Origin of the sequence: Acinetobacter sp. YH01010 (assembly GCF_013420775.1) — a bacterium.
Taxonomy (GTDB): Bacteria; Pseudomonadota; Gammaproteobacteria; order Pseudomonadales; family Moraxellaceae; genus Acinetobacter; species Acinetobacter amyesii.
In genome coordinates this window covers 279900-294664 of sequence record NZ_VOYF01000002.1, presented here as the reverse complement: position 1 = coordinate 294664, position 14765 = coordinate 279900, and the positions used below count along the sequence as shown (strand labels likewise).

Genomic DNA, 14765 nt, shown 5'->3' with positions numbered 1-14765 from the left:
GCCTAATAAATACCTTAGTGACGGAAAAATAATATGATTCAGCCAATTGGCTAGAACTCGGTTTAAAACTATACTAGCCCACAATATCAAAGACACGATAGAAAAATTGTGTCTGGGCATTAAGAACACTCATGGCAGCACCATTTAAATGAATTGAATGGATGCCACCTTCCGAAATATGAGGAGTCCTACATGGAACACATCGAACGTGAATCGATGGAGTTTGACGTAGTTATCGTCGGTGCAGGTCCTGCCGGCCTATCTGCTGCGATTAAAATTCGTCAACTTGCAATTGAAAATAACCTAAACGATCTGTCCGTTTGTGTCGTGGAAAAGGGCTCCGAAGTGGGTGCGCATATTCTATCGGGTGCTGTGCTTGAACCCCGCGCGATGAATGAATTGTTCCCAGATTGGAAAGAACAAGGTGCGCCTTTAAATGTGCCTGTCACTGAAGACAAAACCTATTTCTTATTGTCTGATGAAAAATCACAAGAAGCACCGCATTGGATGGTGCCTAAAACCATGCATAACGATGGCAACTATGTTATTTCGTTAGGTAACGTGGTTCGCTGGTTAGGTGCTAAAGCTGAAGAATTAGAAGTGTCTATTTTCCCAGGCTTTGCAGCATCTGAAATTCTTTACCATGAAGACGGGACTGTGAAAGGTATTCAGACTGGCGACATGGGTATTGGTAAAGATGGCGAACCAACGCACAACTTTACCCCTGGCTATGAACTTCATGCGAAATACACATTATTTGCTGAAGGCTGTCGTGGTCATTTAGGTAAACGTTTAATCCAAAAATTCAACTTGGATAAAGATGCCGATCCACAACATTACGGTATTGGTATTAAAGAATTATGGGAAATCGATCCTGCTAAGCACAAACCAGGTTTGGTGATGCACGGTGCAGGTTGGCCTTTAAGTGAAACAGGTTCTTCAGGCGGTTGGTGGTTATACCACGCTGAAAACAACCAAGTGACGTTGGGTATGATCGTTGACTTGTCATACACCAATCCACACATGTATCCATTTATGGAAATGCAGCGCTGGAAAACACATCCACTGATCAAGCAATATCTTGAGGGTGGTAAACGTATTTCTTATGGCGCACGTGCGGTTGTAAAAGGTGGCTTCAACTCACTACCTAAATTCACTTTCCCAGGTGGTAGCTTAATTGGTGATGACGCAGGTTTCCTAAACTTTGCGAAAATCAAAGGCTCTCATACAGCAATGAAATCAGGCATGCTGTGCGGTGAAGCTGTATTTGAAGCGATTGCTGCGGGTGTGGAAAAAGGTGGTGACCTTGCCATTGCACGTGTGACTGAAGGTGAAGACTTCTTCGCTAAAGAGTTAACTGCGTACACAGACAAGTTCAACAACAGTTGGTTGAAAGAAGAGTTATATAACTCTCGTAACTTCGGCCCTGCTATGCATAAGTTTGGTCAATGGATGGGTGGTGCGTTCAACTTTGTTGATCAAAACATCTTTAAAGTGCCGTTCACGCTGCATGACTTACAGCCCGACTTCAGCGCTTTAAAAACTGTCGATGCTGCGAACTTCAAACCGAATTATCCAAAACCAGATGGTAAAATTACATTTGACCGTTTGTCTTCAGTATTCGTATCAAATACGGTACATGAAGAGAACCAACCTGCTCACTTGAAATTGACAGATGCTTCTATTCCTGTAAATGTGAACTTACCAAAATGGGATGAGCCTGCTCAGCGCTACTGCCCTGCCGGTGTTTATGAAATTATGGAAGAGAATGACGGTTCTAAGCGTTTCCAAATTAACGCGGCAAACTGTGTGCACTGTAAGACGTGTGACATCAAAGATCCGTCTCAAAACATTACTTGGGTAACACCTGAGGGTGGTGGTGGTCCTAATTACCCTAACATGTAATCTCTTTTGAGATAAAAATAAACCCGCTTAATGCGGGTTTATTTATGTAGTATGAAAACTATTTATCATTAATCACTAAATCATACTTTTTATTAAATTTTAAAGAAGACCCACCAACACCAGCTCTATAATACCCTCTCAATTCAACATGATATTTACCTGTTTTTTTGGTATCCCATAAATTTTTATTGTATTCTCATAAAAATATTCATCTTCACCGATCTTTGCAACCTTAATTCCAGAGTCATCTTTTAAATCAGTAACAACCACCACTTCACCTACCAAATTTACTTTTTCAATTTCAATCACCTGTTCATAGTATTTATTTAAAAAAGCCGGATTTAAATAATCAGGATTTATTTTTATCTCCGACATACAGACAAAAAGATTAAGAAAAACAAAAAGTAAAATATAATTTTTCATAATTAAAAAAATAAGATTTAAATATCAAAACTAAAAAAAACAATAAAATTCCAATTATATTCAAGAAAAAATATCTGAATTTTTTATAAAACAAACCAAACAAAAATTCTATTTATATAGAGTGGATTTGTTACGCAAAAAATCTCATCCTTCCCATCAAAAAATATCAAAAACTAATTAATATATTTTCCAATTAATTTATTTAAATCTTTAGACTCACTAAACAAATAGCACTGGTAAAATAAATCATTCCCTTTTTTGGGTAAAACATCATTTTTTAAAAATATTTCATTTTCATGATAACTATTTACACGTTCATAAACATAATTATCTATTAGCTGAATTTCCTCAAATTCCAATCTTTCATTTTTCACAAATTCAAAACTATAATAAGAAAAATCTTTACCTAAAACTAAATCAGATTGATTATATTGCAAACATCTCATCAAAGTATAAGCTTTTAATGATTCAATATCAGATAAGGTTTTAGCCTGAACTTCAATTACATTAAAAATCAAAAAAAACAAAAAAAACAAAATAATATATCTCATTTTAATTCCCAAAAATCCACTTTTTGTGTTATGCCATTATTAACTTCAGTTGCAACCATCCAAAAATAATATACAGCTGATTCTGGATCATTTTGATCAATTGATGAGTAGAGCAATCCCCTACCATCTTCTCCTCCCTCCCATAACGTAAAATGACCAGTTGCATCACGCCATCCAGTTACCTCAAAAACAATAATTCCATTCTTATTTTTAATTTTTTCAATTATATTATTTCTTACAAAATCTAAACGGTGATCTAACTCTTCTGGCACATATGGGTTAATAGATGAAAGCTTTGGTAATTCTACTGATATATCTGGCTTTTTAAAAAGCGTATATAAATAAGCTTTTAAATCTCTGACACGTATCCAATAGTTCTTTCCATCGTCACCAATAATTGTGCCTCCTTTAGATGGTGCTCTCGGTAGTTGTACTCCTGATCGTATTAAGCCAGCACTCATTCTTAATGCACATGTATTTGCATAGGCATCATTATTTATCTCTCTACCCAAAGCTTTCGAGATTTGCGGATACAAGGTTTCTTTCTGAATAGTATTGTTTGGATAATTGACAGACATATCTGACCATCTTGGTCTATTAACTTTTAAGGGTTCTGATATAACACCGTCTACTTCTGCTTCGATAGCCATTTAAAGTAACTCTTCATTCAAAATTAATGATTTTTCATTCTTTAAAATATTTTTAATTTTTGCTGCACCATTTTTGATAGTTGCTTGAAATTCTAAAAATTCATTTTGATTACTGATTTTTTCATACACTGGGTTTTTAACTTTTACAGTAACAGTTTCACCATCAGCATAATTTTCAGTTTCTATATGTAAATTGACATCAGTATAAAATCTTGAAGATTCTCCAATACGGTTTTCGTTTTCACCATAACTCCAATAAATTTTTTTAATTTTTTTCTTTAAAGTAAAATTTGTTAAATTCGGCAAAGTGAATAAATTATTCTGTGAACTTTGCCCCCCCACAAACTTATGCTGCCCCGCCTTCACCTCAAACTTACCAGCCGTCGTAGGCAATACACCCGCACTACTAATTTCAATCTGACTACCACCCGCAACCAAAACAATTTTTTTACTCGCTTTGATTTCAACTTTATCTTCAGTGGAAATAATTTGAATACCCTTTCGGGCAATCAAATCTGCCCCATCTCCTTGGGCTTGGATTTCTACTTTGCCTTTGCCTGCATAAGCACGTAATCCCTCTTGTGCTGCAAATAGACTGATCTTGCTTTGTGCATGGGCAATTAAGGATTTTTGACTGCTGAGGTTGATGCTATCCCCTGCACTTTGGCTGATCTGTCCATCTGCTGAAAGATGAACATCTTCCTGACTACTTACAGCAATTGAGTTTGGTGCAGATAAAATCATTAAGGCTTGTTTAAAGGCATCAGCTTTTTCTTTACTGCCTTTTTCGATTTGCCGAAGGAAGTTTTTTAAATTATCCAAGACTTCAAGTGGGTCAGTTTGTTGATTTTTCGCCACTTCACTTAAGGCTTTACTGCTGTTTAAGTTGGCTTCGATTTGTTCTTTCGCCGCTTGTGCGTCGAGGTGCATTGCCGCTGCTTGTTGTTGTGGGTGTGTGCTGACAAGGAGCCCTTGTCCTGCTCGCACTGCACCCCATTGGTCGGTTCTCAGTTCAAAGCCTTCACCTCGCCCTGCACTTTCTGCGGTTTCTTTGGGATGACTAAGGTTACCGAGGTTAAGCTGAGTGGCACCATGGGTACTTTGTAATTGTGTTGATATTTGTCCAGTCGTGTCATCAAAGCGCAGTTGTCCAAAGCCTTCCCCTTGGACTTCCTTACTTTTTATTCCCGCTAGTTTTTTTGTGTCTGGCAGTTTGCCTTTACTATCAAATTGGGTCGGACTGCGCTGTGCTTCATGTATACGTCCCACCACAAATGGTCGGTCGATATTACCGTCAAAGAAATCGATGACCACGATTTCATTAATGCGTGGCAAGAAGCGTGCGCCATAGCCTTCACCGGCCCATGGAGTCAGTACATCTACCCATGCAGAGTCCGTGTCATTGTCATTGCTGCCTGCACCGCCATCATGGCTGTGGTCATCTCCACGGGTAAATAAGAAGCGGACTTTGATTCGTCCCCATTCATCGACATGTATTTCTTCACCACTTGGCCCGACAACTTTAGCGCGTTGCGGATGGGTGCTTGGACGGTGTTCGAGTGGATTATATGCAGGAACGGTCGCAATATTGCGGCGTTGCAATGTGAGCTGATTGGCCTGACGCTCGGCCTGTTCATGGATCGGTTTAATGTTCCAGTGGCTTTGTTCAATCAGTTGATTGACTTGTTCAGTAAGGTCTTTGGGTAAGTTATTTTGGTTATAGAATTTCTTTTCTGTGATTAAAAATTGTTTGTCTGCACCACTATGTTGATCAATTTCAGGGTGTTCATTCAGTTCAAACCAATAACCCACTTGGGTATCACGCACGGTCGATTGTGCATTGAATTTTTTTGATTGTAGCTCGTGATAGCGCGTTAGGTTTTGATTCAGTTTTTCAATTTGGCTATTGGATGAAGCGGTAGCTTGGTCTTCGCCTTTTAAGTCTTGCATCCATGCAGGGCTGATATGCCATGCTTGTTCCAAACTTAAGCTAGCATTGTCTTGGCTTTGGCTATGCTGATGTTTGCTTTGAACTGAACCTGCACCTTCTTCTTGGCTGAGTCCATCGGCTTGCCAGCGCTGTACGTGTACCGCAGTCGGCTGAATGCTACGTTCACCAATCAAGCTGGTGATGCTGTCTTGTTTTTCTGTGGCGCTAGAACGATGAAAGCGGATGCTGTGACGGCTGAGTGCTTGATATTGGCTATTGTCATCAATCAGGCGGAGTTTTTGTTTTTCAATTTGGGCTGAGGAATGCGGCACTTTCAACTGTGCTTCATCGATGAGCCAGTTAATGCCTTCACTGCGCCAAAGTCGCGTTAAAAAGTCATAATCGCTTTCATTCGACTGCATGATGAAAGGTCGTACATCATAGTTTTGGCTTAAACCGCTTAGATCTAGCGTTAGACTGGCAGCAAAGAGCGGACTTTTGCTTTGCCATTCTTTAAAAAGAGTCTCACTGACATCACGCACCGATTTGTTCATAAACACACGGCTGTTGCGGCGCTTATGCCACAGCGATGTTGCATCTTCTAAAGTGAGTTTATACAGCGTGAGTGAACCGTCACTCTGCCCTTGGGTGGCTTCGGTAATAATACCGGCGGTACGGAAGAGTTCGCCCTGATCGGTCACTTGATCAACGGCAACCTGTGCGCCAATAAATTGTTTTAGTGGAATAAGTGCATTGGTGGATAGGCAAATCAAAGTCGCTTGTACGCCTTGGTTTAAGATATGCTCCCCATCAATACGTTGAATAAAAAGCTCTTCATTCAACGCAGGGTTGGAAAATTGCACATGAATGGCACGTTTTTGGGCGGATAAGCCTAATTTTTCAAGTATAAGAGCAATCGAATTTAACATTTTAAAAGTCTGTTTTTAAACTTTGTATAATTATGCTGCGAATGATATAGGCTAGCCATCAGACTTGACCAGCCTATTTTATTAATAAAAATGTAACATCTTAATAATTATTATTTTTTTACAATCTCTTAAATTAACCTTTCTGAACCAAATAATGGAATTCTTTATTTCCATTTTCATCAAGACGTTCTTCTTGAAGCAAAAGCTCATGACCTAAATGCATACAAAATTTCGGAATATCCCAAGAGGTCGAATTATCTGTTGCAAAAACCTCAACAATATCGCCCGATTTTGATTTACGAATGGCTTGATGCAACATCATCACAGGCTCAGGGCAACGTAAGCCACGGGTGTTTAATTGAATTGATGGGGGCACAGAAGGCTCAGACATTAGAAAACTCAGTATTAAAATCTAGGGCTATTTTAGCATAATCCTAACGACCGAATGTTAGCTTGAAAAATGCAGATGATAACGTCTTAAAATGACTTGATCGCTCATCATCTAGATCAACATTAACAATAGACAACTGTATTTTCTACGGTATGATAAAATCATCATTTATTAGATATTAAGAGTCTTTAGGAAAGATCATGCAAGAGGAATCCGGCCCGTCGTGGGGCATGCGCGGCTTACGTAAATGGCTGGGCACTGCACCAGAAACCCGTGACGAACTGTTGAAATTGGTACAAGATTCACGTCGCTTCTTAGAACCCGATACAGTTGCCATGCTCGAAGGGGTACTCGACTTACCTGCAACTAAAATCCGCGAGGTCATGACCCCCCGTACTGCGATGATCAGCTTACAAGAAGATGATGAGCTATTAGATATTTTGCATGTACTTGTCGAATCTGCACACTCACGTTTCCCCGTCTTTTCCTCAGACCAACCTGACAATGTCGTCGGTATTTTATTGGCCAAAGATTTGTTGCCATTTTTGACAGAACCGACCACCAAAGTCGATATTCGTGCATTAATGCGTCAACCCTTATTTGTACCTGAGAGCGCACGCTCTGACCAAGTTTTACGTATGTTGAAAAATACCCAAACCCATATCGCTGTAGTGATTGATGAATATGGCACAACTTCAGGCTTAGTCACTTTAGAGGACATTCTTGAAGAAATTGTGGGTGAAATTGAAGATGAACACGACAAAGTCGATGAAGAAGCTCAATTTATCATTCCAGATGAAGACCCACTAAGTGCAAATACATGGTTGGTTCAAGCACTTACACCAATTGAACACTTTAACAATCTTTTAGATGCTGATTTTTCAGATGATGAAGTAGAAACTGTGGGCGGCTTACTGCTACAAGAAATGGGCTTGGTCAGTGATTTACAAGGTCAAGTGATTGAACTTGAAAACTGGGAATTTACCATTTTGGAGGCAGATGCACGTACCATTCATCTGATCCGAGCTGTCCGTAAATGAGAACCTACTTTGATAAGCTGCTAAACCACTCACAACAAAAAAAACAGCTACCTTTCATCTATCCTTCGCTGATTGCATTATTTTCAGGTGCCATCTTCAGCTTGTCGCTGGCACCTTATCATTATTGGTGGTTGGCAATTTTATCTCCAGCCCTGTTGTATGCCTGCCTAAGTCAACGTGCACCTAAACAATCGTTTTTCATTGGTCTAGCTTATGGCTTTGGCTTATGGTTTGTCGGGGCTTTTTGGTTGTATACCTCGATCCATGTCTATGGTGATACCAATTCAGCACTCAGTGTTTTGATGATTGCCATTATGGCGATTGTGATGGGGCTGTTTACCGCAGTTCAGAGTTGGCTCTACCGCCGCTTCTTTCCAGAAACCCCACTGACCTTTGCGCCACTGTGGGTGTTTTTCGAGTGGAGTAAAACTTGGGTCTTCACCGGTTTTCCATGGCTGTTTGCAGGTTATGCCTTTACTGAACGATTTCTCGATGGCTATGCGCCATTATTCGGGATCTTTGGGGTATCTTTTGCGGTCATTGTATTGGCCTGTGCATTGGTTGAAATCCTGCGTAAACGCATCTTCTGGATTGTTCCCTCTGCCCTTGTTTTGCTCGGTGCATGGGGTGCAGGGCAAGTGCAATTTGTTCAGCCTAAAAATGAAAAACCGCTGAGTGTTTCCTTAATTCAAGGCAATATTCCGCAAGATTTAAAATGGTTAACAGAATACCAAGCTCAAACCTTAATGAAGTATGCGTCATTAAGTCGGACCGAATGGGGGCGTGATGTCATTGTTTGGCCGGAATCCTCCATTCCTATGTTCCAAACCGATATTGAGCCGTTTCTGGATGCGATGAAAGTCCAAGCCAATAAAACAGGTACGGCTTGGGTGACAGGTATTCCCTATTGGGATTTGGCAGAATCACAGCAAAACCAACATCCTATGTATTACAACACCATCATGGCAACTGGTGATGAATCTTCTGGTCTATACAAGAAGCAACGTCTAGTCCCCTTTGGTGAATACATTCCGCTTTCAGGGATGTTAAGTTGGGTACTACCTGCCCTACAAAATGACCCGTCGATGAGTGGCTTTTCACGTGGCGCAAACAACCAAAAGCCTTTGAATGTTAAAGGTCATGATTTAGGTGCGGCGATTTGCTATGAAGTGGCTTATCCCAACTTAACGCGCCGTAATGCCAGTCAAAGTGACTACCTAGTGACTATTTCCAATGACGCTTGGTTTACTGGAACAGCGAGCCCACATCAGCACCTACAAATGGTTCAAATGCGTGCCAAAGAAAATGGCCGTTGGTTTATCCGTGCAACCAATACCGGCATTACCGCCTTTATTGATCATAATGGCCACATTGTGAAACAGGCGCCGATGGATAAAGATGCAGTACTTCGTGGTGATTTACCTGCCATGCAAGGCGAAACACTTTACACTCGCTTAAGTGATTGGCCTGTGTTGATTTTCTCATTCTTGCTATTGGTTCTCGGTTGGATTTATCGACCGCGTAAAGTTGATATTTCTTTTAAATCACGCCGTTGATTCCGCTACAAAAGATCAAAAAAAACCGAGCTTTGGCTCGGTTTTTTTATTGTTAAACGTTCAACGTGCCAGCTCATCCTACTTTTTCAAAGTAACTTGGTGCCTAGGGGAATCTCTGCATCAGGCACACAAAGAGCAACATGCCCCTCTGCATTATGAAAACCTGTGACCAAACACTCTGACTGGATCGGACCAATTTGTTTTTTCGGAAAATTCACGACAGCAACGACCAATTTCCCCACTAGATTTTCCGGCTGATACAGCTGTGTAATTTGCGCACTGGATTATTTAATGCCCAATTCCTCTCCAAAATCCACATGGAGAATGTACGCGGGTTTACGTGCTTGCTCAAAGACTTCAGCCTGCACAATTTTCCCCACACGTAATTCAACTTTCAAAAAATCTTGCCAATCAATCTGTTGCATTTTTCCCTCTTTTCTTCTCTTTGTTGTGCTTCATCTGACTATCTATGCATTATAAAAATTTGATTCAGGCTGACGATATGTGAAGCAGACATTCGATGCGTCAAAACGGACAAAGTAACGTCATCTTAGAACAAGTTTCACATTAATGTAGGCTAACTGTTCATTAGCACGAGACATAAAAAAACTGGAGCAAGCCCCAGTTTGGAAGGTTAATTTTGGGGTTATAACTGAGTAACTAAATAGGAAAGCATGGCAGCTAAAGACACCATTGGAATATATCGATAAAGACGAACAACCATTTGTTCGATGGCAGATGCATGTTCTTGTTTTAAATTTGCCACAGTCGCTTTTAATGCAGACCAAAAACTTAAAGCCAGTAATGAACTCATTAAGCTCATGGCAAAGAAGCCCACCATAATTTGGCTACTGCCCTCAGTGCTTTGCCATAAATACACAATGCCTTGACTGATCGGCAGAATACTTAAAATCAAAAGAACAGATTTCAGCATAGACCAATGAAATTGGTTAATTTCATCCGTTAATAATAATGCTTTCATACTATCCTCCATGGCTAAAAAAGTACCATAAAAGATATTATGCTCGGTTTTATTTAAATGAAAAGCCTATATTTATTCATATTTTACGATTATTGTAATCAATAAAATTGGGAATAATTCTTATTATAAATATCACATATTTTATATTATGTTATTTAAAGTAAATTCAACAACTTAATATTAATTTTATAATTAAGATTTATTATCACTTCACTCAATATTGAAACATCCTATTAAGTGAAGTGATTAATTCCATTAAAACTGAATTTATAATTATTCTCAGTTAGTGTTTATAGTAAATATCAGCATCATTTTCTTCACCGCCAGACTGACCATCCGCACCAAATGAATAAAGATCATAAGGACGGCCTTCAGAACCTGGAATCACATATTGAATGTCATTGTCCCAACTGTCTTTTGGATAGCCACCTTTGATGTAGCCACCCGGCAACCAGTTTTTAGCAGACTCAGGTTTGGTGACCAAAGCATTTAATCCGCCGTCTTGCATTGAAGGGAATTTACCATTGTCCATTTTGTATTGATCTAATGAGCCAGCGACACTTTTTAAAGTAATCGCCGTAGTATCAACTTTGGCTTTTTCACCACGGCCCATCACGTTCGGTACAATCAGCGCTGCCAAAACACCTAAAATGACAATGACCACCATCACTTCAATTAAAGTAAAACCTTGTTGCTTCATATTTTTTGTCTTCACTTGCATGTTACAAATCTCTGTTCACATCATTGTTCGAATGTCTTAAATCATATTATTCATATTCACGATTGGCAGCATCACAGCAATCACGATCACCAGTACAATGCTCGCCATAAATACCAACATCAGCGGTTCAAGCAACGCCAATAAAGTTGAAATTAAAGTCGTCACTTCTCGGTCTTGCATCGTCGACGCACGTTCTAGCATCCGATCTAATTCGCCTGAACTTTCACCACTTTTGATCATTTGTACCATCATCGGTGGGAAATAACCACTTCGCTCAAGCTGTGTTGCTAAATTACCACCTTCTGTTACTTTCTCTGCCGCAAGGTTGACCGAATCTCGAATCACCCAATTATTACTGACCGCTGCGCCAATTTTTAAAGCATCGACCAAAGGCACGCCAGACTTGGTTAAAATCGACAAGGTACTGGCAAAACGAGCGGCATTAATGCCTTTAGACAGTTTGGAAAATAATGGTAATTTCAAGGTCAATCGGTCAAAGGCATAATGTCCCGCCGCTGTTCTGAGGAATCGAACCAAGAGAAAAATCGAAACTACGCTACCGACCAATAAAAATGGCCAGGCCATTCGAATAAAATCACTGGCTTTCATTAAAGCGACCGTTATCCACGGCAAGGCATCTTTGCTTTGGTCAAAGGTTTTGACAATATCTGGGACCACATAGGTCATGAGTCCCATCACAATACCGAAAGACATTAACATCAGGATGATGGGATAAATCATCGCACCCTGCACTTTTTTTTGCATGGCGAAGCGGTTTTCGGTGTAATCAGCAAGTTGGTCGAGAATGAGATCGAGATGACCTGAACGCTCACCTGCTGCAATCGTGGCAATATACAGTTCAGGAAAGCGTCCCGCTTGTTGTAGTGCGTTGGCTAAAGAATGTCCTTCCAAAACTTTAGAACGCACCGACATCAACAGGTTTTGCACATGGGCTTTTTCGTTTTGTTTTCCCACAGCACGAATCGCTTCTTCTAATGGTATTGCAGCGGCAACCAAAACTGAAAGTTGGCGAGTCAATAAAGCCAAGTCATAGGCATTCAGCCCTTTTTGAAACCAGCGCTGCTGCGCGTGTTTGTCTTTTTGCTCTATCGGATCGACAGCAACTGGAATGAGTGACTGATCTCTGAGCTGTTGACGAATTTGACGCGCAGAATCACCCTCAAGTACACCCTTCTGCTGCTTCCCTGAAGCGTCTATGGCAGTAAACTGATATGCAGGCATTGTAATGCTCTAATTTTCCAAAATTTCTATCAGCGCAGTTGCGTCTGACCATCAAAATCATTCATATTCTTAGATATAAAATATGAGCTCACTCTAACACAACTCCTTTACGATCACGACGAAATTTAATCAGGAACTTATCCACGTTTTATGGCAAATTCAGCGAGCATTGCAACACCTATTTACCGCGTTCGAGTCGCCGTTCCGGTATATTTATACGACTGCTTCGATTACAGCTTAAACCAAGAGCAATACCAACAAGCTGAAGTAGGTGCACGCGTTGCTGTATCTTTTGGTCGGCAAAATTTGACCGGTATCATCGTGGAAAAAATTGCTCCCGATGCACCACTCGATTCAAGCTTTAAACTCAAGGCCATTACCGAACTTCTTGATGATCGTGCCATTTTAGATGAGAAAGTTTTAAATTTATTGACATGGTCTGCACAGTATTACCAATTTCCGATTGGTGAAGTGATGCAAAGTGCCCTTCCGACGCTGTTACGCCAAGGAAAGCCCTATAATTTATTGGCACGGACATGGAATCTGATTGACCATAATGCTGAAGCCAAAATTAAACGTTCAGAGCGTCAACAAGAGGCGTATAAAATACTAAAATTACATCCCACAGGCACAGGTGAAAATCTTTTAAATTTGTCAGGTGTGGAAACCGCGACACTCAAAGCATTAGAGAAAAAAGGCATCTGCCAATGTGTCTTGGCGGAACAGGACTTTAGCCCGATGCCCATGAGCATGGCGCAAATGCCACTCACTGCAAATCCTGAGCAAAAGAAAGCCATTGATCGGGTGTTAAAGGCGCGTAATCAATATCAGGCATTTTTACTTGATGGTCTCACCGGCAGTGGTAAAACCGAAGTCTATTTACAAATCATGCAAGAGATTCTAAAGCAAGGCAAACAAGTCTTGGTTTTAGTGCCTGAAATTGGACTTACCCCACAGACCATCAGCCGTTTCCAATCACGCTTTCATTGCAATATTGCTCTACTACATTCGGGTTTGAACGATTCAAAACGTATGCAAGCTTGGCAAGCAGCGCAAACGGGCAAGGCGTCTATTATCTTAGGCACGCGTTCTGCGATTTATACCCCACTGCCGAATCTAGGTTTAATTGTGATTGATGAAGAGCATGATCTGTCCTTTAAACAACAAGAAGGCTTTCGCTATCACGCTCGGGATGTCGCACTTTACCGTGGGCATCTGGAACAATGCCCTGTCATTTTAGGTTCTGCCACGCCTAGTATCGAGTGCTATGCACTGGCGAAACAAGGCAAAATGACCGTACTGGAATTGAACCAACGTGCGGGCACTGCGGTCATGCCGAAAATGCACATCCTTGATTTGAAAGTGGCACAGAAACAGCATGGAATCAGCCAACTTTTGATTGGTGAAATCCGTAAACGGCTTGAAAAAAAAGAGCAAGTATTGGTGTTTTTAAACCGCCGGGGTTATGCACCTGTACTGATTTGTGAAAGTTGTGCATGGCAAGCTAAATGCCCACATTGTGATGCCAATTTCACGGTACACCGCACACCCTATCAACACCTACATTGTCACCACTGCGGCACCATTCACCGTATGCCAGAGCATTGTCCACAGTGTAATCACCAAGAACTGAAATCCGTGGGTATGGGTACAGCGAAGGTTGAAGAAAGCCTAAATGAGCTATTTCCGCAGCATGACGTTATACGGGTCGATCGTGATTCCACCAGTCGAGTCGGCAGTTGGCAAAAAATCTATGACAAGATTCAAAAAAGCGAACCTGCCATTTTACTCGGTACACAAATGCTGGCCAAAGGACATCATTTCCCTTACGTCACCTTGGTGGCGATTTTAGATATCGATTCAGGTCTACTGAGTGTGGACTTCCGTGCCATCGAGCGTACTGCACAGCTCATTGTACAAGTCACTGGGCGTGCCGGCCGTGGTGAACGTAAAGGCGATGTATTCCTACAAACATTAAGACCCGACCATCCGCTTTTGAATATTTTGGTCAATGAGAACTATCGAAAATTTGCCAAAGAAACCATGAAAGAACGGGAAATGGCACAAATGCCACCGTTTCGCTATGCCGCATTGGTACGCTGTGAGTCAAAAAACCAAGAACTCAATACTGAATTTTTACAGCAACATGCCCAATTGCTGCGTCAGGACTCTGCTGGAATTATTGACATTTGGGGACCGATTCCTGCCCCGATGGAGCGCAAAGCGGGACGTTATCAATCCCACATGGTTTTACTGTCTACAGATCGTGCGCGCTTACATTATTATCTGCGTTATTGGTGGCAAAACATCTTGCATAACAAGCCATCAAATATGAAGCTGAGTTTAGATATAGACCCACAGGAACTCAGTTAAACGCGTACAATTCAGTCTGAAAATATCAGTCATACTGAATTGAAACTTTCGACCAAAAACACAACTCTAGGA

General features: G+C 40.8%; 12 protein-coding genes and 1 pseudogene. 4 read left to right on the top strand and 9 right to left on the bottom strand.

Annotated features, from left to right (window positions below):
• The first annotated feature begins 192 nt into the window (after positions 1 to 192).
• Entirely contained in the window at positions 193 to 1905 is a 1713-nt protein-coding gene (locus tag FTT77_RS03135) for an electron transfer flavoprotein-ubiquinone oxidoreductase (protein ID WP_180108802.1), read from the top strand.
• A 138-nt stretch (positions 1906 to 2043) separates the two neighbouring features.
• Here FTT77_RS03135 and FTT77_RS03130 read toward each other — a convergent pair whose 3' ends face one another.
• The 5 genes from FTT77_RS03130 to tusA all read right to left on the bottom strand — a co-directional run bounded on the left by FTT77_RS03130 (position 2044) and on the right by tusA (position 6779).
• Positions 2044 to 2280 (bottom strand): hypothetical protein, encoded by a 237-nt coding sequence (locus FTT77_RS03130; protein WP_180182524.1) that lies wholly within the window; start codon positions 2278 to 2280, stop codon positions 2044 to 2046.
• Between the two features lie 221 nt (positions 2281 to 2501).
• Positions 2502 to 2879, bottom strand: a complete 378-nt coding sequence (locus FTT77_RS03125) for a hypothetical protein (protein ID WP_180108804.1) — start codon at positions 2877 to 2879, stop codon at positions 2502 to 2504.
• On the bottom strand, positions 2876 to 3529 hold the full coding sequence (locus FTT77_RS03120; RefSeq protein WP_180108805.1) for a type VI secretion system amidase effector protein Tae4: 654 nt from the start codon (positions 3527 to 3529) through the stop codon (positions 2876 to 2878). Before FTT77_RS03120 ends, FTT77_RS03125 begins: the two co-directional genes overlap by 4 nt.
• Positions 3530 to 6388, bottom strand: a complete 2859-nt coding sequence (locus tag FTT77_RS03115; RefSeq protein ID WP_180108806.1) for a type VI secretion system Vgr family protein — start codon at positions 6386 to 6388, stop codon at positions 3530 to 3532.
• Between the two features lie 133 nt (positions 6389 to 6521).
• Positions 6522 to 6779, bottom strand: coding sequence for a sulfurtransferase TusA (gene tusA / locus FTT77_RS03110; protein WP_078189780.1), 258 nt, complete (start codon positions 6777 to 6779; stop codon positions 6522 to 6524).
• 200 nt (positions 6780 to 6979) lie between these two features.
• On the opposite strand from tusA, the gene FTT77_RS03105 reads away from it, so the two are divergent.
• Positions 6980 to 7819, top strand: coding sequence for an HlyC/CorC family transporter (locus FTT77_RS03105; protein ID WP_078189781.1), 840 nt, complete (start codon positions 6980 to 6982; stop codon positions 7817 to 7819).
• The gene (gene lnt / locus FTT77_RS03100; RefSeq protein WP_180108807.1) at positions 7816 to 9375 is read left to right on the top strand and encodes an apolipoprotein N-acyltransferase; all 1560 of its coding nucleotides are present in this window, start codon (positions 7816 to 7818) and stop codon (positions 9373 to 9375) included. Before FTT77_RS03105 ends, lnt begins: the two co-directional genes overlap by 4 nt.
• An 86-nt stretch (positions 9376 to 9461) precedes the next feature.
• On the opposite strand, the pseudogene FTT77_RS03095 reads toward lnt, so the two are convergent.
• The 4 genes and pseudogenes from FTT77_RS03095 to gspF form a co-directional block, all read right to left on the bottom strand.
• Positions 9462 to 9800 (bottom strand): annotated as a pseudogene (locus FTT77_RS03095) (tRNA-binding protein).
• 221 nt (positions 9801 to 10021) lie between these two features.
• Positions 10022 to 10357, bottom strand: a complete 336-nt coding sequence (locus FTT77_RS03090; RefSeq protein WP_078189783.1) for a hypothetical protein — start codon at positions 10355 to 10357, stop codon at positions 10022 to 10024.
• 283 nt (positions 10358 to 10640) lie between these two features.
• Positions 10641 to 11078, bottom strand: a complete 438-nt coding sequence (gspG, locus tag FTT77_RS03085) for a type II secretion system major pseudopilin GspG (protein WP_078189784.1) — start codon at positions 11076 to 11078, stop codon at positions 10641 to 10643.
• A gap of 36 nt (positions 11079 to 11114) precedes the next feature.
• Positions 11115 to 12320 carry a type II secretion system inner membrane protein GspF gene (gspF, locus tag FTT77_RS03080; RefSeq protein ID WP_078189785.1) on the bottom strand — a complete coding sequence of 402 codons (1206 nt, stop codon included), beginning with the start codon at positions 12318 to 12320 and terminating at the stop codon, positions 11115 to 11117.
• A 150-nt stretch (positions 12321 to 12470) separates the two neighbouring features.
• Here gspF and FTT77_RS03075 point away from each other — a divergent pair, with 150 nt between their 5' ends.
• Positions 12471 to 14693, top strand: a complete 2223-nt coding sequence (locus tag FTT77_RS03075; protein ID WP_180108808.1) for a primosomal protein N' — start codon at positions 12471 to 12473, stop codon at positions 14691 to 14693.
• Positions 14694 to 14765: the final 72 nt, after the last annotated feature.

What these genes read in the sequence shown, in the direction of transcription:
- tusA (WP_078189780.1), bottom strand. Translation starts at nt 6,779, where the DNA reads ATGTCTGAGCCTTCTGTGCCCCCATCAATTCAATTAAACACCCGTGGC.
- FTT77_RS03115 (WP_180108806.1), bottom strand. Translation starts at nt 6,388, where the DNA reads ATGTTAAATTCGATTGCTCTTATACTTGAAAAATTAGGCTTATCCGCC.
- lnt (WP_180108807.1), top strand. Translation starts at nt 7,816, where the DNA reads ATGAGAACCTACTTTGATAAGCTGCTAAACCACTCACAACAAAAAAAA.
- FTT77_RS03105 (WP_078189781.1), top strand. Translation starts at nt 6,980, where the DNA reads ATGCAAGAGGAATCCGGCCCGTCGTGGGGCATGCGCGGCTTACGTAAA.
- FTT77_RS03090 (WP_078189783.1), bottom strand. Translation starts at nt 10,357, where the DNA reads ATGAAAGCATTATTATTAACGGATGAAATTAACCAATTTCATTGGTCT.
- FTT77_RS03135 (WP_180108802.1), top strand. Translation starts at nt 193, where the DNA reads ATGGAACACATCGAACGTGAATCGATGGAGTTTGACGTAGTTATCGTC.
- gspF (WP_078189785.1), bottom strand. Translation starts at nt 12,320, where the DNA reads ATGCCTGCATATCAGTTTACTGCCATAGACGCTTCAGGGAAGCAGCAG.
- gspG (WP_078189784.1), bottom strand. Translation starts at nt 11,078, where the DNA reads ATGCAAGTGAAGACAAAAAATATGAAGCAACAAGGTTTTACTTTAATT.
- FTT77_RS03125 (WP_180108804.1), bottom strand. Translation starts at nt 2,879, where the DNA reads ATGAGATATATTATTTTGTTTTTTTTGTTTTTTTTGATTTTTAATGTA.
- FTT77_RS03130 (WP_180182524.1), bottom strand. Translation starts at nt 2,280, where the DNA reads ATGTCGGAGATAAAAATAAATCCTGATTATTTAAATCCGGCTTTTTTA.
- FTT77_RS03120 (WP_180108805.1), bottom strand. Translation starts at nt 3,529, where the DNA reads ATGGCTATCGAAGCAGAAGTAGACGGTGTTATATCAGAACCCTTAAAA.
- FTT77_RS03075 (WP_180108808.1), top strand. Translation starts at nt 12,471, where the DNA reads ATGGCAAATTCAGCGAGCATTGCAACACCTATTTACCGCGTTCGAGTC.